This is a genomic window from Massilia sp. R2A-15 (assembly GCF_030704305.1).
Classification (GTDB): Bacteria; Pseudomonadota; Gammaproteobacteria; order Burkholderiales; family Burkholderiaceae_D; genus JAFCUW01.
In genome coordinates this window covers 3,782,585-3,799,241 of record NZ_CP131935.1, presented here as the reverse complement: position 1 = coordinate 3,799,241, position 16,657 = coordinate 3,782,585, and the positions used below count along the sequence as shown (strand labels likewise).

Genomic DNA, 16,657 nt, shown 5'->3' with positions numbered 1-16,657 from the left:
GGAGCAAGCAATGAGCAAAGAATGGCCCCTGTGGGAAGTATTCATCCGCAGCCAGCATGGCCTGGCGCACAAGCATGTCGGTAGCCTGCACGCGCCCGACGCCGAAATGGCGGTCAATAACGCCCGCGACGTCTACACCCGCCGCAACGAAGGCGTGTCGATCTGGGTGGTGCGCGCCACCGACATCGTCGCTTCCAGCCCGTCCGACAAGGGCGCGCTGTTCGAGCCGGCCAACAGCAAGGTGTATCGCCACCCGACCTTTTTCCCAATGCCTGAAGAAGTGAAAAACCTGTGAATACCGCCGCCGACAAGATTGCGCAGGACAAGATCGATTACTTGCTGCGCCAGGGCGATAACGCTCTGATACTGTCGCAGCAGCTCTCCAAACTGTGCGGCAAAGGCCCAGCGCTGGAAGAGGACATGGCGCTGACCAACGTCGCGCTCGACCTGCTGGGCCAGACCCGCATGTGGTACGCCTACGCCGCCGAACTCGAAGGCCGCGGCCGCAGCGAGGACGACCTCGCGTTCCTGCGCGACGCGCCGGAGCTGCGCTGCTGCCTGCTGGTCGAGCAGCCGAACGGGAACTACGCCGACACCATGATGCGCCAGTTCTTCTTCGATACCTGGCACTACTTCCTGATGCTGGCGCTGACCAAATCGACTGACGCGCGCGTGGCCGAAATCGCCGAGAAGTCGATCAAGGAAGTGACCTATCACCTGCGCCGCAGCGGCGACCTGATCGTGCGCCTCGGCGACGGCACGCCAGAAAGCCACGCCAAGACGCAAGCGGCGGCCAACCAGCTGTGGGCCTACACCGGCGAGATGTTCATCTACGACGCGGTGGACCTCGCGATGGTGGCGGAGGGTGTCGCACCCGCCGCGGAAACGCTGCGCGCCCACTTCATCGAGCACGTGTCCGAGATCTTCGCCGAAGCCACCCTGACCATGCCGCCCGCCGACGCCTGGATGCACCGCGGCGGCAAGAAGGGCGTGCACAGCGAGCACCTCGGCTACATCCTGGCCGAGATGCAGTTCCTGCAGCGCGCCTATCCCGGGGCGGAGTGGTAATGAACCCGCAGGCCGTCAGCACCGCCCAGGTCTGGGACTGGCTGGGCCAGGTCAACGATCCCGAGATCCCGGTGATCTCGGTGGTCGATCTGGGAATCGTGCGCAACGTCGAGTGGCAGGGCGACGAATGCGTCGTCACCATCACCCCGACGTACTCCGGCTGCCCGGCGATGCAGGTGATCGCCGAAGCCGTGACCGAGGCGCTGCAGCAGCATGGCGTGACGAACGTGCGGCTGGTGAACCAGCTGTCGCCGGCGTGGACCACGGACTGGATGAGCGACGCGGGCAAGGTCGCCCTGAAAGGCTACGGCATCGCGCCGCCGGCGCAGCAGGTGATCGACATCAGCGGCCTGCACACCGGCGTCAAGCGCGGCGCCCTGCAGCCGAAGCTGACCGTGACCTGCCCGAACTGCGGTTCGACGCACACGGAGCTGACCAGCCAGTTCGGATCGACGCCGTGCAAGGCCCTGTACAAGTGCCTCGACTGCCGCGAGCCCTTCGATTATTTCAAGTGCCACTAAGGCCAATCATGAGCAAATTCTATCCATTGTCGGTCGCCGCGGTTCACAACGAAACGCGCGACACCATCGCCGTCACCTTCAACGTTCCGCCCGAGCTGAAGGAAAGCTTCCACTACCAGCAGGGCCAGCACCTGACCCTGCGCGCCCTGATCAACGACGAAGACGTGCGCCGCTCGTACTCGATCTGCTCCGCGGTCCACGACAGCCTGCTGCGCGTGGCGATCAAGCGCACCCAGGGCGGCCTGTTCTCCACCTGGGCCAACGACACGCTGAAACCCGGCGCCACCATCGAAGTGATGCCGCCGATGGGCCACTTCAACGTGCCGCTCAACGCCGAGCAGTCGCGCAACTACGTCGCCTTTGCGGCCGGCAGCGGCATCACGCCTATCCTGTCGATCATCAAGACCACGCTGGCGACCGAGCCGCACAGCCGCTTCACCCTGTTCTACGGTAACCGCGCCTCGTCCACGGTGATCTTCAAGGAGGAACTGACCGACTTGAAGGACATCTACATGGACCGCCTGCAGCTGGCCTACGTGATGAGCCGCGAGCAGCAGGACATCGAACTGTTCAACGGCCGGATCACCAAGGAAAAGACGGAGCAGCTGCTCAAGCACTGGATCCGCGTCGAGGACATCGACGTCGCCTTCATCTGCGGCCCCGAGGACATGATGCTGGGCGTCTCGGCCGCGCTGCAGGAAGCCGGCATGCCCAAGCACGACATCAAGGTCGAGCTGTTCGCCGCCAGCATTCCGAAGCACCAGCACAAGCCGCGCTCGATCGCCGCCGACGTGCCGCACGAGACCCAGGTCACCGTCATCATGGACGGCAACCACACCAGCTTCACGATGGACAAGGACAAGGAATCGATCCTCGACGCGGGCCTTCGCGCCGGCATCGACATGCGCTACTCGTGCAAGGGCGGCGTCTGCTCGACCTGCCGCTGCAAGCTCCTCGAGGGCAAGGTGGATATGGACGTGAACTACGCGCTGGAAGACTACGAAATCGCACGCGGCTTCGTGCTGTCGTGCCAGAGCTTCCCGGTGACCGACAAAGTGGTGGTCGACTTCGACCAGGCAGAATAAGAATACGGAGACTGCATGAACAACTACGAGAACATCCTGTTCCAGATCGAGAACGGCATCGCCAAGCTGACGCTGAACCGTCCCGACAAACTCAATAGCTTCACCCAGGCGATGCACCTCGAAGTGCGCCACGCGTTGGCGCTGACGGCGACCGATCCGACCGTGCGCGTGCTGGTGCTGACCGGCGCCGGCCGGGGTTTTTGCGCCGGCCAGGACCTGGGCGACCGCGCCGTCGAACCGGGCCAGCAAGGCGTGGACCTCGGCGCCTCGGTCGAGCAGTACTACGCGCCGCTGGTGCTGTCGCTCAAGGCGCTGCCGATGCCGGTGATCTGCGCGGTCAACGGCGTGGCCGCCGGCGCCGGCGCCAACCTGGCGCTGGCCTGCGACATCGTGCTGGCCGCAAAATCCGCGAACTTCATCGAAGCGTTCTGCAAGCTGGGCCTGATCCCCGACACCGGCGGCACCTGGCATTTGCCGCGCCTGATCGGCCACGCGCGGGCCACCGGCCTTGCCATGCTGGGCGATAAGCTGCCCGCCGAAACCGCGGAGCAGTGGGGCCTGATCTGGAAGTGCATCCCGGACGCCGCGCTGATGGACGAGGCGATGGCGATGGCCGAGCACTTCGCGTCGGCGCCGACCAAGGGCCTGGCATTCACCAAGAAGGCGCTGCAGGCCAGCTACGCCAACACCCTGCCCGAGCAGCTGAAGCTGGAAGGCGAGATGATGCGCGAGCTGGGCTACAGCCACGATTACAAGGAAGGCGTCGCCGCGTTCATCGCGAAACGCCCGGCCCACTTCAAGGGAGAATGAGCAATGGCGCTTGACAAGGGCAGTGTGGTCGCCGTCATCGGCAGCGGTGCAATGGGATCGGGCATTGCGCAAATCGCAGCGGCCGCCGGACATCCGGTGATCCTGTTCGATACGCGTGAAAGCGCCGCCGACAAGGCGATCGCCGATATCGGCAAGGTGTTCGGCAAGCTGGTGGAAAAGGGCCGCATGACCGGCGCCGACGCGGACGCCGCCAACGGCCGGCTGCAAGTGGCGGCCAGCCTGGAAGACGTGCGCGACGCCGCCATCGTCGTCGAAGCCATCGTCGAAGACCTCGACGTCAAGCGCAAGCTGTTCGCCGAACTGGAAACCATCGTCGGCGACGACTGCATCCTCGCCACCAACACCTCGGCGATCTCGGTCACGGCGATCGCCGCGCCGTTGCGCCGTCCGCAGCGCCTGGTCGGCATGCACTTCTTCAATCCGGTTCCGCTGATGGCGCTGGTCGAAGTGGTCAGCGGCCTGGCCACCGAGCAGTCGGTCGCAGATACCGTGTTCGCCACCGCCGCTGCATGGGGCAAGAACCCGGTGCACGCCAAGTCCACGCCCGGATTCATCGTCAACCGCGTTGCCCGCCCGTTCTACGCCGAGGCGCTGCGCCTGGTGTCGGAGCAGGCCGCCGAGCCGGCCACGATCGACGCCATCATGCGCGAATCCGGCGGCTTTCGCATGGGTCCCTTCGAGCTGATGGACCTGATCGGCCACGACGTCAATTTTTCCGTCACCAAAACAGTTCACCAGGCTTATTTCGGCGACCCGCGCTTCACGCCGTCGGTGCTGCAGCAGGAGCTGGTCAACGCCGGCTTCCTGGGCCGCAAATCCGGCCGCGGCTTCTACCGCTACGGCGAGGACGCCAGCGTGCAGACGGCGCAGACCGAGCCGGCGATGGCCAGGCCCGACTCCGTCAGCGTCAGCATCGAGCCTGGCGTGCTGCATCCGGTCACCGACCCGATGGAACAGCGCCTCAAGGCGGCCGGTTTCAACGTCACGCACCGCAAGCCACTGCCGGGCGCGGGCGAGCATGAGGCGCCGGCCTTCCACTGCAACGGCGCCGCCGTGTTCCTGACCGACGGCCGCAGCGCGACCGAGCGCGCCAAAGCCAACAAGCATCCGGATACCGTGCTGTACGACCTGGTGCTCGACTTCGCCGGCGCCAAGCGCATCGCGCTGGCGCGCGCCGACCAGTGCAGCGACAACGCCTGGAACGCCGTGGTCGGCCTGTTCCAGGCGGCCGGCTTCGCGGTCACCCGCATCGACGACGTGCCCGGCATGGTGGTCATGCGCACCGTCGCGATGCTGGCCAACGAAGCGGCCGACGCCGTGAACCAAGGCGTATGCAGCGCCGCCGCGGTGGACACCGCCATGCAGAAGGGCGTGAATTATCCACGCGGCCCGCTGGCCTGGACCGACGCGATCGGCGTCGAACAGGTCGTCACCGTCCTGTCGAACCTCGCCGCCGGCTATGGCGAAGACCGCTACCGCGTCTCGCCGCTGCTGCGCCGCAAACTCGCCGGCGCGCCGGCAGGAGCACGCTTTCATGCATAAAGATCCCCAGGCACTGGCCGAACTGGCCGGCAAGACCATGTTCGAGCGCGACCCCGCCAGCCAGGCGCTGGGCATGCTGCTGGCCGAAATCCGGCCCGGCTACGCGCGCATGACGATGCCGGTGCGGCGCGACATGCTGAATGGCCACCAGACCTGCCACGGCGGCTATATCTTCCTGCTGGCCGACAGCGCGTTCGCTTTTGCCTGCAATTCGCACAACCACAACACGGTGGGTGCAGGCTGCACGATCGATTACCTGGCGCCGGGCCGCGAAGGCGACCTGTTGACCGCCGAGGCGACCGAGCAGGCCCTGTCCGGCAAGACCGGCGTCTATGACATAAGAGTGCACAACCAGGAAGGGCGCACCATCGCGCTGTTCCGCGGGAAGTCGCACCGGGTCGCGGGGATGGTCGCAGAAGTCTGATTTTCAGTTTCGAAACGAGGGAGAGACAACCATGGTTCAACGCACACCCGCTCCAGGCGACCTGGAGCCGATCGAACGCGCCAGCCGCGACGAATTGCAGGCGCTTCAGTTGGAGCGCATGAAGGCCACGCTCAAGCGCGCCTACGACAACGTGCCGCACTACCGGGCCGCGTTCGACGCCAAGGGTGTCCACCCCGACGACCTCAAGTCGCTGGCGGACCTGGCGAAATTCCCGTTCACCGACAAGAAGACGCTGCGCGACAACTACCCGTTCGGCCTGTTCGCGGTGCCACGCGAGGAAGTGGTGCGCATCCACGCCTCGAGCGGCACCACCGGCAAGGCCACCGTGGTTGGCTACACCCAGAACGACATCGACACCTGGGCCAACGTGGTGGCGCGCTCGATCCGCGCCGCCGGCGGGCGCAAGGGCGACATGGTCCATATCGCCTACGGCTACGGCCTGTTCACTGGTGGACTGGGCGCGCACTACGGCGCCGAGCGCCTGGGCTGCACGGTCATCCCGATGTCGGGCGGCCAGACCGAGAAGCAGGTGCAGCTGATCTGCGACTTCAAGCCGGACATCATCATGGTGACGCCGTCTTACATGCTCAACGTCATCGAGGAATTCTCGCGCCAGGGCATGGATGCGGCCGACTCCTCGCTCAAGGTCGGCATCTTCGGCGCCGAGCCGTGGACCGACGCGATGCGCGGCGAGATCGAAGCGCGCGCCGGCATCGACGCGGTCGATATCTACGGACTGTCCGAAGTGATGGGGCCGGGCGTTGCCAGCGAATGCATCGAATCGAAGGACGGCCCGGTGATCTGGGAAGACCATTTCTACCCCGAGATCATCGATCCCGAAACCGGCGAGGTGCTGCCGGACGGCGAAGAGGGCGAACTGGTATTCACCTCGCTGACCAAGGAAGCGCTGCCGATCATCCGCTACCGCACCCGCGACCTCACGCGCCTGCTGGCACCGACCTCGCGCTCGATGCGCCGCATGGGCAAGATCACCGGCCGCTCGGACGACATGCTGATCATCCGCGGCGTGAACGTGTTCCCGACTCAGATCGAAGAACTGATCCTCAAGATGCCGGCGCTGGCGCCGCATTACCAGCTCGTCGTCTCCCGCGACGGCCACCTCGACACGCTGGAGGTGCTCGGCGAAATGCGCGACGCGACCATGACACAGGAATCGGTGACTGTGCTGTGCCGCGACCTCGAACACCAGATCAAGACCTTCGTGGGCGTGTCCACACGCGTGACGCTGATGCCTTCCGAAGGCATCGAGCGCACCATGACGGGCAAGGCCCGCCGCGTGATCGACAAACGCCCGAAATCGTAACTAACAGGAGTAGCCAGTGACCCAAATTAACGACGCGTTCATCTGCGACGCCATCCGCACCCCGATCGGCCGCTTCGGCGGCGCCCTTTCCACCGTGCGCGCCGACGACCTGGCGGCGCTGCCGATTGCCGCCCTGATGGCGCGCAATCCCGGCGTGGACTGGTCGATGGTCGACGACGTCTACTACGGCTGCGCCAACCAGGCCGGCGAAGACAACCGCAACGTCGCCCACATGGCGAGCCTGCTGGCCGGCATTCCGGTCGACGTCCCGGGCAGCACCATCAACCGCCTGTGCGGATCGAGCCTGGACGCGGTCGGCATTGCCGCGCGCGCCATCAAGTCCGGCGAAGCGAACCTGATCATCGCCGGCGGCGTCGAGAGCATGACGCGCGCGCCTTTCGTCATGGGCAAGGCCGACAGCGCGTTCTCGCGCGCCGCAAAGATCGAAGACACCACCATCGGCTGGCGCTTCGTCAATCCGCTGATGAAGGCGAAGTACGGCATCGACTCGATGCCCGAGACGGCGGAGAACGTCGCGCGCGAATTCAACGTCAGCCGCGCCGACCAGGACGCCTTCGCGATCCGCAGCCAGCAGCGCTGGGCCGCGGCGCACGCCGCCGGCTTCTTCAAGGACGAAATCGTGCCGGTGTCGATCCCGCAGAAGAAGGGTGACGCGCGCCTGTTCGACACCGACGAGCATCCGCGTCCCGACACCACCATCGAGATGCTGGCCAAGCTGAAGGGCGTGGTCACGCCGGACGGCAGCGTCACCGCCGGCAATGCGTCGGGTGTCAACGACGGCGCATGCGCGGTCCTGATCGCGTCAGGCAGCGCCGTGGAGCGCTTCGGCCTGACGCCGCGCGCCCGCATCGTCGGCATGGCGACCGCCGGCCTGGCGCCGCGCATCATGGGCTTCGGCCCGTCGCCGGCGTCGAAGAAGGTGCTGGCGATGGCCGGCCTGACCATCGATCAAATGGACGTCATCGAACTCAATGAGGCATTCGCCGCGCAGGGACTGGCGGTGACGCGCGATCTCGGCCTGGCCGACGACGACGCCCGCGTCAACCCGAACGGCGGCGCGATCGCGATCGGCCACCCGCTCGGCGCGTCCGGCGCGCGCCTGGTCACCACCGCGGTGAACCAGCTGCACCGCACCGGCGGGCGCTATGCGCTGTGCACCATGTGCATCGGCGTTGGCCAGGGCATCGCCATGATCATCGAACGCGTTTAAAAAAAACATAACCACCCCGAGGAGACACAGATGTTCAAGACGATGCTCAAGAAGTCCGTTCTGTTTGCAGCCATGGCGGTCGCCGCCGCCGGCGCATCGGCCGCCGATCCAATCAAGATCGGTTCGGTGCTGTCGGTATCCGGCCCGGCCGCCTTCCTCGGGGACCCGGAACTCAAAACGCTGCAGCTGTATATCGAGAAGATCAACGCCGAAGGCGGCGTCCTCGGTCGCAAGCTGGAACTGGTGCACTACGACGACGGCAGCGACGCGGCCAAGGCCAACAGCTTCACCAAGCGCCTGATCGAATCCGACAAGGTCGACGTCCTGATCGGCGGCACCACCACCGGCGCGACGATGGCGATGGCGCCGCTGGTCGAGAAAGCCAGCCTGCCGTTCATTTCGCTGGCCGGCGCCGTGGTGGTGATCGACCCGGTCAAGAAATGGGTGTTCAAGACGCCGCACACCGACCGCATGGCGGCAGAGAAGGTGTTCGAGGACATGAAGAAGCGCGGCATCAGCAAGGTCGGCCTGCTGTCCGAGACCAGCGGCTTCGGCGCCTCGGGCCGCAAGGAGACCCAGGCCGTCGCCGCCAAGTACGGCATCACGCTGGTGGCCGACGAGACCTACGGCCCGAAAGACACCGACATCACCGCCCAGCTAACCCGCATCAAGGGCACGCCCGGCGTGCAGGCCGTGTTCGTGTTCGGCCTTGGCCAGGGTCCTGCGGTCGTGACCAAGAATTACGGCCAGCTGGGCATGACCGCGGTGCCGATGTACCAGTCGCACGGCGTCGCATCCGACGAGTACCTGAAATTGTCGGGCAAGGCCGCGGAAGGCGTGCGCCTGCCGACGCCGGCGCTGCTGATCGCCAATTCGCTCGCCGCCGGCGATGCGCAGAAGGCCGTCGTGACCGGCTACGACAGGGCCTACAAGGACAAGTACAAGGTCGATCCTTCGACCTTCGGCGGCTACGCGCTCGACGCGCTGAACCTGTCGGTCGACGCGATCAAGCGCGCCGGCGGCCCCGACCACGAGAAGGTGCGCGCGGCGCTGGAAAGTACCAAGGGCTTCGTGGGCACCACCGGCGTATTCAATATGTCGCCGACCAACCACATGGGCCTGGACCTGTCCGCGTTCCGCATGGTCGAGGTCAAGAACGGCGACTGGGTTCAGCTCAAATAAGGCGTCACCATGCTCGCTCAATTCCTCCAGTTCCTGTACTCGGGAATGACGGTCGGCTCCGCGTATGCACTCGCGGCGCTGGGCTTCACGATCATTTACAACACCAGCGGTGTGATCAACTTCGCCCAGGGTGAGTTCATCATGGTGGGCGGCATGCTGGCCGCCGTCATGGCCGGCGCAGGCGTTCCGCTGCCGCTGGCGATCATCGGCGCCGTCATTGCCACCGCCATCGTCGGCCTCGTGATGGAAAAGGCGGTGATCGAGCCCGCGCAGAACGCGCAGGTCGTCACGCTGATCATCATCACCATCGGCGCGTCGCTGACGATCCGCGGGCTGGTGCAGATCTGGCTGGGAAAGGGCACGCATTCGCTGGCGCCGTTTTCGGGCGATACGCCAATCATGCTGTTCGGCGCCAGCCTGCTGCCGCAAAGCCTGTGGGTGCTGGGCGTCACGCTCGCCATCGTCGGCGCGCTGGCCTGGTTCTTCGGCCGCACCCTGCTCGGCAAGGCCATGCTGGCGACCTCGCACAACAAGCTGGCGGCGCAGCTGGTCGGCATCAACACGCGCCGCGTGCTGCTCATGTCCTTCGGCCTGTCGGCGCTGCTCGGCGCGCTGGGCGGCATCCTGGTCGCGCCGATCACCTACACCTCGTACGACGCCGGCATCATGCTGGGGCTGAAGGGCTTCGTCGCCGCGGTGCTGGGTGGACTTGGCGGCGGCGTCGGCGCGGTTGCCGGCGGCCTGATTCTCGGCATCGCGGAGGCGATGACGGCCGGGTACATCTCGTCCTCGTACAAGGACGCGGTGCCGTTCGTGCTGATCCTGCTGATCCTGTTCTTCATGCCGCGCGGCCTGTTCGGCGCCAGGATCTCGGAGCGCGTATGAAGCTGCTTCAATCCCGGTACAGCGGGCTGCTGATCCTGGCGGTGGTGCTGGCGGCGCTGCCGCTGGTGCTGCCGAACAGCTTTTATGTGGACGTGGCGATCCGTATCGCGCTCAACGCCATCGTGGTCATCGCGCTGAATCTTCTGATGGGCTATACCGGCCAGATCAGCCTTGGCCACGCCGGCTTCTATGGCCTTGGCGCCTACGCTTCGGCCGGCCTGACGACGCACTTCAACTGGCCGCCGCTGGCCGCGCTGGCCGCCGGCGCCGTCGCGACCGGCGTGCTCGCCTGGGTGCTGGCGCGCCCGGTGCTGAAACTGAAGGGCCACACGCTGGCGATGGCGACGCTGGGCCTGGGCATCATCATCTCCATCGTCATCAACAACGAGCAGCAGTGGACCGGCGGCCCTGACGGCATGGCGGTGTCGTCGTTCACGCTGGGCAGCCTCGCCGTCGCCGGCGAAACCGCCTGGTACGCGGTGGCCGCGGTATTGCTCCTGTTGATGACGTGGCTGGCGCTGAACCTGATCGATTCGCCGGTCGGCCGCGCGCTGCAGGCGATCCACGGCTCCGAAATCGCCGCGCGCGTCGCCGGTGTCGACACGACCAAATTCAAGGTGCGCGTATTCGTGCTGTCGGCGGTCGTCGCCAGCATCGCAGGCTCGATCAGCGCGCACTACATCGGCTTCATCACGCCCGGCATGGCCGGCTTTTTCCATTCCATCGAGCTGGTGACGATGGTGGTGGTGGGCGGCATGGCGTCGGTGTTCGGCTCGATCATCGGCGCCGCCCTGTTGACCATCCTGCCGCAACTGCTGCAGGCCTTCGAAGGCTGGGAAGTGGTGGTGTTCGGCGTGATCCTGATGACGACCATGATCTTTCTGCCGCGCGGCCTGGTGCCAAGCGTCGCGCAGCGCCTGCGCGCAAGGAGAGGGTGATGCTGTCGATCGAACACCTCAGCAAGAGTTTCGGCGGCGTGCACGCGGTGCAGGACGTCAGCTTCAACGTCCGCGAAGGCGCGATCCACTCCGTGATTGGCCCGAACGGCGCCGGCAAGACCACGCTGTTCAACCTGGTCAGCGGCATCTACACGCCGACCACCGGCAAGGTCATGTTCAACGGCGAGAACGTCGCCGGCATGGCGCCGGATGCGCTGGCGCGGCGCGGCTTGAGCCGCACATTCCAGAACCTCCAGGTGTGCATGAACATGAGCGCAATCGACAACGTCATGGTCGGCTCGCACCTGCGCCTGAACCAGAACCTGTTCGCGTCGATGCTGCGCCTGCCGGCCGTGCGCCGCAAAGACGCCGAGTGCCGTGACGAAGCCGCGCGCCTGATGGAATTCGTCGGCGTGGGCAAATACCTCGGCGCCGACGCGACCCAAATGCCGTACGGCGCGCTCAAGCGCCTCGAAATCGCGCGCGCTCTGGCGGCGGCCCCGAAGATCCTGCTGCTCGACGAGCCGGCGGCGGGCCTGAACCACACCGAGACCGGCGAGATCGAGGACCTGATCCGCAAGGTCGCGCAGTCTGGCGTGACGGTGCTGCTGGTGGAGCACGACATGAAGCTGGTGATGAACCTGTCGGACCACATCCTGGTCCTCGATTACGGCAAGACGCTGGCCGAGGGAACCGCCGCCGAAGTGCGCGCCAACCCCGACGTCATCGCCGCCTATCTTGGCGCGCCGGCGTAAAGGAATGACCATGCGAGACTTTTCCGGCGCTACGCCGGTACTGCAAATACAGGGGCTGCACAGCCGCTACGGCCCGATCGAAGCGCTGCACGGCATCGACATCGAAGTGCGCCAGGGCCAGCTGGTGGCGCTGGTCGGCGCCAACGGCGCCGGCAAGACCACGCTGCTGCGCGCGATATCGGGCGTGCAGCCGGTCAGCGCCGGTGCGATCCGCTTCGAAGGCGCCGACGTCACGCGCATGAGCGCCGACGCCCGCGTGCGCGCGGGGATCTGCCAGGTGCCGGAAGGACGCCAGGTGTTCGGCCCGATGTCGGTGGAAGACAACCTGCGCCTCGGCGCCTACACCCGGCCCAAAGGCGAACTGGCCGCGGACCTGGAGCGCGTGTTCGGCTTGTTCCCGGTGCTGAAGGAAAAGCGCGCGCTGACGGCCGGCATGCTGTCTGGCGGCCAGCAGCAGATGCTGGCGATGGCGCGCGCGCTGATGGGGCATCCGAAGCTGCTGCTACTCGACGAGCCGAGCATGGGCCTGGCGCCGCTGCTGATCCGCGAGATCTTCCGCATCGTCGAGGAGCTGCGCGACGCCGGCATCACGATCTTCCTGGTCGAACAGAACGCGCACGCCGCATTGGCGATCGCGGACATCGGCTACGTCATCGAGACCGGCGCCATCGTGCTGTCCGGTCCCGGTCCCGAACTGCTGGACAACGAGCAGGTGCAAAGCGCCTACCTCGGCATGTAAACCAATCGAGAATTTTATGGTCAAAGTATATGAGATCAACGGCGTCACCCCGGTAGTCCACCCGTCGGCGTACGTGCATCCGAGCGCGGTGCTGATCGGCGACGTGATCGTCGGCCCGCGCTGCTACATCGGCCCGCTGGCGTCGATGCGCGGCGACTTCGGCCGGCTGATCCTGGAAGAGGGCGCCAACCTGCAGGACTGCTGCGTGATGCATGGCTTCCCCGGCGACGACACGGTGGTGGAAGTCGATGGCCACATCGGGCACGGCGCCGTGCTGCACGGCTGCCGCATCAAGCGCAACGCGATGGTCGGCATGAACGCCGTTGTGATGGACCAGGCGGTGGTGGGGGAGGACTCGATCATCGCCGCGATGAGCTTCATCAAGGCCGGCATGGTGATCCCGCCGCGCAGCATGGTGATGGGATCGCCCGCCAAGGTGGTGCGCCAGCTGGAAGACAAGGAAATCGCGTGGAAAAGTTTCGGCACGAAGCAGTACCACGAACTCGCGGTGAGATCGATGCAGACCATGCGCGAAGTCGAATCGAAGGACGAAGTGGAACCGGACCGCAAGCGGATCGAGTTCGGCTTCGATATGCATAAGACCAAAGACCAATAAAACGGGGATGACCACCTCAGTGTCGTACCTGCGAAGGCAGGTACCCATGCTGAGCGTGTAGAAGAGTGGAAGCGAATTCAGTATAGGTACCTGCCTTCGCAGGTACGACGATCTAGAAAACTACGGAGAGAATATGAGCAACGTATCAACCCTGCAAAGCCTGATCGGTGGCCGCTGGCTCGGCGCCGAGCCGCACATGCCGCTGCACAGCGCCATCAACAGCAGCCTGATTTACCACACCCACGCCGAGAAGATCGACTTCGAGGAAGCGGTGGTCTACGCCCGCCGCACCGGCGTGCCGGCCCTGATGCAGATGGACTTCCAGACACGCGCGCAAACGCTCAAGGCCCTGGCGCTGTACCTGATGGAGCGCAAGGAAGAGCTGTACGCGATCTCGAACCACACCGGCGCCACCCGTCCGGACAGCTGGGTGGACGTCGAAGGCGGCATCGGCACCCTGTTCGCGTTCGCCAGCATGGGCAGCCGCGAGCTGCCGTCGTCGAACGTGCTGCACGAAGGCCCGGCCATGGCGCTGGGCAAGCGCGGCGGCTTCGCCGGCACCCACATCCTGGTGCCGCGCGGCGGCCTGGCGGTGCACATCAACGCCTTCAACTTCCCGATCTGGGGCCTGCTCGAAAAATTCGCGCCCAGCTTCCTGGCCGCGATGCCGTGCATCGGCAAGCCAGCCACCGCCACCAGCTACCTGACCGAGGCGGTCGTGCGCATGATGCACGAGTCGCGCCTGCTGCCTGACGGCGCCATCCAGCTGGTCATCGGCAGCACCGGCGACCTGCTCGATCGCCTGAACGGCGCCGACGTCGTCACCTTCACCGGTTCGGCCGACACCGCGATGAAGCTGCGCTCGAACAAGAACATCCTGTCCAACTCGATCCCGTTCACCGCCGAAGCGGACTCGCTGAACTGCGCGATCCTCGGCCCGGACGTGACGCCCGACGACGCTGAGTTCGACCTGTTCGTCAAGGAAGTGGCGCGCGAGATGACCGGCAAGGCCGGCCAGAAATGTACCGCGATCCGCCGCATCATCGTGCCGGAAACTCAGGTCGACGCGGTCGCCGAGCGCCTGCGCGAACGCCTGTCGAAGATCGTCGTCGGCGATCCGAAGCTGGAGAACGTGCGCATGGGCGCGCTGGCCTCGAAAGACCAACAGCGCGACGTCGCCGAACGCGTCGCCATGCTCGCCAAGGGCAACGAGATCGTGTACGGCGCCGGCGACGGCTTCGCGCCCCTCGGCGAAGGCGCATCCGAAGGCGCGTTCTTCTCGCCGACCCTGCTGCTGTGCCGGAACGCGATGGACAACGACGCGGTCCACGACGTCGAGGCGTTCGGCCCGGTCAGCACGATGATGACGTATTCCGGCATCGACGAGGCGATCGAACTGGCAAAGCGCGGCAAGGGCAGCCTGGTGTCGACCCTGTGCACCAAAGATCCGATGGTGGCCGCGCGCGCGGTGCCGGGCCTGGCCGCGTACCACGGCCGCGTGCTGGTGCTGGACCGCGAGGCGGCGGTCGATTCGACCGGCCACGGCTCACCGCTGCCGCAGCTCAAGCACGGCGGCCCGGGTCGCGCGGGCGGCGGCGAAGAGCTGGGCGGCGTGCGCGCCGTGCGCCACTTCCTGCAGCGCGCCGCGCTCCAGGGCTCGCCGACAATGCTGGCAGCGGTCACCGGCGAATATGTGCGCGGCGCCGCGGTGCAGGAAAGCGACCTGCACCCGTTCCGCAAATACTTCGAAGACCTGAAGATGGGCGACTCGCTGCTGACGCACCGCCGCACCGTGACCGAAGCGGACATCGTGTCCTTCGGCGGCATTTCGGGCGATTTCTTCTACATGCACTTCGACGAGATCGCCGCGAAGGATTCGCAGTTCGGCAAGCGCATCGCGCACGGCTACTTCGTGCTGTCGGCGGCGGCCGGCCTGTTCGTCTCGCCGGCGCCGGGTCCGGTGCTGGCCAACTACGGCCTCGACAACCTGCGCTTCATCACGCCGGTGGCGATCGGCGACACCATCCGCGCGCGCCTGACCTGCAAGCGCAAGGTGGACCGCAACCGCACCGACGAGCGCGGCGTGGGGCAGGGCGTGGTGGCTTGGGACGTCCAGGTCACCAACCAGAATGACGAGCTGGTGGCCAGCTACGACATTCTTACCCTGGTGATGAAGAAGAACTGACGGGCACGGGGTCTGGTCCCGCGGACCCGACCCCATCTTCCTTTTGCGCGGCGTCTTCCTGAAGCTTTTTCTCTTCCGATATCTCCAGCGCGATGCCGGCGGCAGCTTCCGCCGGCATGCCGTCCGTGCGCCGCAAATATTCCTCTTCACCGATCACGTCGTCCGCTTCGATCTCGTCGTCCTTTGCCTGCGCCGTCTCGCCCGGCATTTCCACTTTCAGCTCGTCGATCAGCATCAGCAGCGTCGCGGCGACCGGCAATGCCAGCAGCGCGCCCGCGATACCATATAGCGTGCCGCCGGCAATCAGCGCGAACAGCACGATGGACGATGGCAGCCGCAGCGCGCGGCCATACACGATCGGGATCAGCACCCGGCTTTCGAATTCCTCGTAGCAGAGCAGCAGGACAAACACCACGGTGGCGGCAAAGCTGCTGGTGGCCAGCGCCGCCAGCACCGCCGGGATCATGGTCAGGAAGATGCCGATGAAGGGCAGCACGTCGGCGATGCCGCCGAACGCCGCGATCGCGACCGCATTGGGCACGCCGCACGCGGTCAGCAGGACGAACAGGAAGATCGCCATCATCGCGCAGGTGATGACCTGGCCGCGCACGTAGCCGCCGACGATGGTCTCCAAATTGAGCAGGATGCGCGACAGCTTGATGTGGTGCGCGCGCGGGATGGCCGCGTACAGCGCGCCGCGCAGGCGGTCGCGGTCGATCATGATGTACAGCGCGAGGAAGAACGCGCCGGCGCCGTAGGCAACGATCTCGAACAGGTCTTTCGACAGCGCCATCGCTTCGGCGCTGTACGATTTGAACAGCGCCGCATATTTCAGGCTGCGCAGGCTCTCGGCCAGCGATCCGGTCAGCGGATACGACGACAGGAACTTGACCAGTTGCGCGCGCAGTTTGGGCTCCTGCTGAACCAGGCTTGCCACCTGTTCGACCAGCGCCGGAACGGTGAACACTCCCAGCAGGCCGAGGACGACCAGCATTGCCGCGAACACCACGCCGATCGCGACATTGCGGTTGATCTTGCGGCGCTCCAGCGCTTCGACCGTGGGATTGAGGGTCCCGACCAGCATCAGCGCCGCGATCAGCACCAGGATGACCGGGACCAGCCGGGTGAGCAGGGCCACCGCCACCACCATCGCGACGATGGTGAAGAGGGTTTTCGGCGCCAGCTCGATGCGAAGCGTGCGCCTGCCGACTTCGGAATCGGTCTTGTTCGTGGATGGGTCGATCATTGCGGCGGCCTTAAATGTGGGATTGTAAGGACAGCATCCACCGTTTTCCCGGCTGCATCTGTGC

At 65.8% G+C, this 16,657-nt stretch carries 17 protein-coding genes; 16 read left to right on the top strand and 1 reads right to left on the bottom strand.

Translation table 11 applies throughout. The annotated features are described in order from the left end of the window. The first annotated feature begins 10 nt into the window (after positions 1–10). The 16 genes from paaB to paaZ all read left to right on the top strand — a co-directional run bounded on the left by paaB (position 11) and on the right by paaZ (position 15,347). Positions 11–295, top strand: a complete 285-nt coding sequence (paaB, locus tag Q4S45_RS17400; protein ID WP_305506427.1) for a 1,2-phenylacetyl-CoA epoxidase subunit PaaB — start codon at positions 11–13, stop codon at positions 293–295. Further along, positions 292–1,068 (top strand): 1,2-phenylacetyl-CoA epoxidase subunit PaaC, encoded by a 777-nt coding sequence (gene paaC / locus Q4S45_RS17395; protein WP_305506425.1) that lies wholly within the window; start codon positions 292–294, stop codon positions 1,066–1,068. Before paaB ends, paaC begins: the two co-directional genes overlap by 4 nt. After that, the gene (paaD, locus tag Q4S45_RS17390) at positions 1,068–1,589 is read left to right on the top strand and encodes a 1,2-phenylacetyl-CoA epoxidase subunit PaaD (RefSeq protein ID WP_305506423.1); all 522 of its coding nucleotides are present in this window, start codon (positions 1,068–1,070) and stop codon (positions 1,587–1,589) included. Before paaC ends, paaD begins: the two co-directional genes overlap by 1 nt. A gap of 8 nt (positions 1,590–1,597) precedes the next feature. Further along, entirely contained in the window at positions 1,598–2,674 is a 1,077-nt protein-coding gene (gene paaE, locus Q4S45_RS17385; RefSeq protein WP_305506421.1) for a 1,2-phenylacetyl-CoA epoxidase subunit PaaE, read from the top strand. Positions 2,675–2,689: 15 nt separating this feature from the next. After that, a complete protein-coding gene (gene paaG / locus Q4S45_RS17380) occupies positions 2,690–3,484 on the top strand; it encodes a 2-(1,2-epoxy-1,2-dihydrophenyl)acetyl-CoA isomerase PaaG (protein WP_305506419.1) in 795 nt (264 codons plus the stop codon). A gap of 3 nt (positions 3,485–3,487) precedes the next feature. Further along, positions 3,488–5,047, top strand: a complete 1,560-nt coding sequence (paaH, locus tag Q4S45_RS17375) for a 3-hydroxyacyl-CoA dehydrogenase PaaH (protein ID WP_305506417.1) — start codon at positions 3,488–3,490, stop codon at positions 5,045–5,047. Then, complete coding sequence (paaI, locus tag Q4S45_RS17370; RefSeq protein ID WP_305506415.1) at positions 5,040–5,471, top strand: hydroxyphenylacetyl-CoA thioesterase PaaI; 432 nt, start codon at positions 5,040–5,042, stop codon at positions 5,469–5,471. Before paaH ends, paaI begins: the two co-directional genes overlap by 8 nt. A 31-nt stretch (positions 5,472–5,502) precedes the next feature. Continuing rightward, positions 5,503–6,816, top strand: coding sequence for a phenylacetate--CoA ligase PaaK (gene paaK, locus Q4S45_RS17365; RefSeq protein ID WP_305506413.1), 1,314 nt, complete (start codon positions 5,503–5,505; stop codon positions 6,814–6,816). A 25-nt stretch (positions 6,817–6,841) separates the two neighbouring features. Then, entirely contained in the window at positions 6,842–8,047 is a 1,206-nt protein-coding gene (gene pcaF / locus Q4S45_RS17360; RefSeq protein ID WP_305512139.1) for a 3-oxoadipyl-CoA thiolase, read from the top strand. A 30-nt stretch (positions 8,048–8,077) separates the two neighbouring features. Further along, entirely contained in the window at positions 8,078–9,229 is a 1,152-nt protein-coding gene (locus Q4S45_RS17355) for an ABC transporter substrate-binding protein (protein ID WP_305506411.1), read from the top strand. 9 nt (positions 9,230–9,238) lie between these two features. After that, entirely contained in the window at positions 9,239–10,114 is an 876-nt protein-coding gene (locus tag Q4S45_RS17350; RefSeq protein WP_305506409.1) for a branched-chain amino acid ABC transporter permease, read from the top strand. Then, positions 10,111–11,052 (top strand): branched-chain amino acid ABC transporter permease, encoded by a 942-nt coding sequence (locus tag Q4S45_RS17345; RefSeq protein WP_305506407.1) that lies wholly within the window; start codon positions 10,111–10,113, stop codon positions 11,050–11,052. The genes Q4S45_RS17350 and Q4S45_RS17345 overlap by 4 nt, the downstream gene beginning before the upstream one ends. Further along, positions 11,052–11,807, top strand: a complete 756-nt coding sequence (locus Q4S45_RS17340) for an ABC transporter ATP-binding protein (RefSeq protein WP_305506405.1) — start codon at positions 11,052–11,054, stop codon at positions 11,805–11,807. Before Q4S45_RS17345 ends, Q4S45_RS17340 begins: the two co-directional genes overlap by 1 nt. A gap of 10 nt (positions 11,808–11,817) precedes the next feature. After that, positions 11,818–12,546: an ABC transporter ATP-binding protein gene (locus tag Q4S45_RS17335; protein WP_305506403.1), complete on the top strand. Its 729-nt coding sequence runs from the start codon at positions 11,818–11,820 to the stop codon at positions 12,544–12,546. Between the two features lie 16 nt (positions 12,547–12,562). After that, positions 12,563–13,162: a phenylacetic acid degradation protein PaaY gene (gene paaY / locus Q4S45_RS17330; RefSeq protein WP_305506401.1), complete on the top strand. Its 600-nt coding sequence runs from the start codon at positions 12,563–12,565 to the stop codon at positions 13,160–13,162. A gap of 133 nt (positions 13,163–13,295) precedes the next feature. Beyond that, positions 13,296–15,347 carry a phenylacetic acid degradation bifunctional protein PaaZ gene (gene paaZ, locus Q4S45_RS17325; protein ID WP_305506399.1) on the top strand — a complete coding sequence of 684 codons (2,052 nt, stop codon included), beginning with the start codon at positions 13,296–13,298 and terminating at the stop codon, positions 15,345–15,347. Here paaZ and Q4S45_RS17320 read toward each other — a convergent pair. Next, positions 15,322–16,593 (bottom strand): AI-2E family transporter, encoded by a 1,272-nt coding sequence (locus tag Q4S45_RS17320; RefSeq protein WP_305506397.1) that lies wholly within the window; start codon positions 16,591–16,593, stop codon positions 15,322–15,324. The genes paaZ and Q4S45_RS17320 overlap by 26 nt on opposite strands. Positions 16,594–16,657: the final 64 nt, after the last annotated feature.

Coding starts and splice junctions, on each gene's coding strand:
- paaB (WP_305506427.1), top strand. CDS start 11: ATGAGCAAAGAATGGCCCCTGTGGGAAGTATTCATCCGCAGCCAGCAT.
- paaD (WP_305506423.1), top strand. CDS start 1,068: ATGAACCCGCAGGCCGTCAGCACCGCCCAGGTCTGGGACTGGCTGGGC.
- paaE (WP_305506421.1), top strand. CDS start 1,598: ATGAGCAAATTCTATCCATTGTCGGTCGCCGCGGTTCACAACGAAACG.
- paaG (WP_305506419.1), top strand. CDS start 2,690: ATGAACAACTACGAGAACATCCTGTTCCAGATCGAGAACGGCATCGCC.
- paaH (WP_305506417.1), top strand. CDS start 3,488: ATGGCGCTTGACAAGGGCAGTGTGGTCGCCGTCATCGGCAGCGGTGCA.
- paaI (WP_305506415.1), top strand. CDS start 5,040: ATGCATAAAGATCCCCAGGCACTGGCCGAACTGGCCGGCAAGACCATG.
- paaK (WP_305506413.1), top strand. CDS start 5,503: ATGGTTCAACGCACACCCGCTCCAGGCGACCTGGAGCCGATCGAACGC.
- Q4S45_RS17355 (WP_305506411.1), top strand. CDS start 8,078: ATGTTCAAGACGATGCTCAAGAAGTCCGTTCTGTTTGCAGCCATGGCG.
- Q4S45_RS17350 (WP_305506409.1), top strand. CDS start 9,239: ATGCTCGCTCAATTCCTCCAGTTCCTGTACTCGGGAATGACGGTCGGC.
- Q4S45_RS17345 (WP_305506407.1), top strand. CDS start 10,111: ATGAAGCTGCTTCAATCCCGGTACAGCGGGCTGCTGATCCTGGCGGTG.
- Q4S45_RS17340 (WP_305506405.1), top strand. CDS start 11,052: ATGCTGTCGATCGAACACCTCAGCAAGAGTTTCGGCGGCGTGCACGCG.
- Q4S45_RS17335 (WP_305506403.1), top strand. CDS start 11,818: ATGCGAGACTTTTCCGGCGCTACGCCGGTACTGCAAATACAGGGGCTG.
- paaY (WP_305506401.1), top strand. CDS start 12,563: ATGGTCAAAGTATATGAGATCAACGGCGTCACCCCGGTAGTCCACCCG.
- paaZ (WP_305506399.1), top strand. CDS start 13,296: ATGAGCAACGTATCAACCCTGCAAAGCCTGATCGGTGGCCGCTGGCTC.
- Q4S45_RS17320 (WP_305506397.1), bottom strand. CDS start 16,593: ATGATCGACCCATCCACGAACAAGACCGATTCCGAAGTCGGCAGGCGC.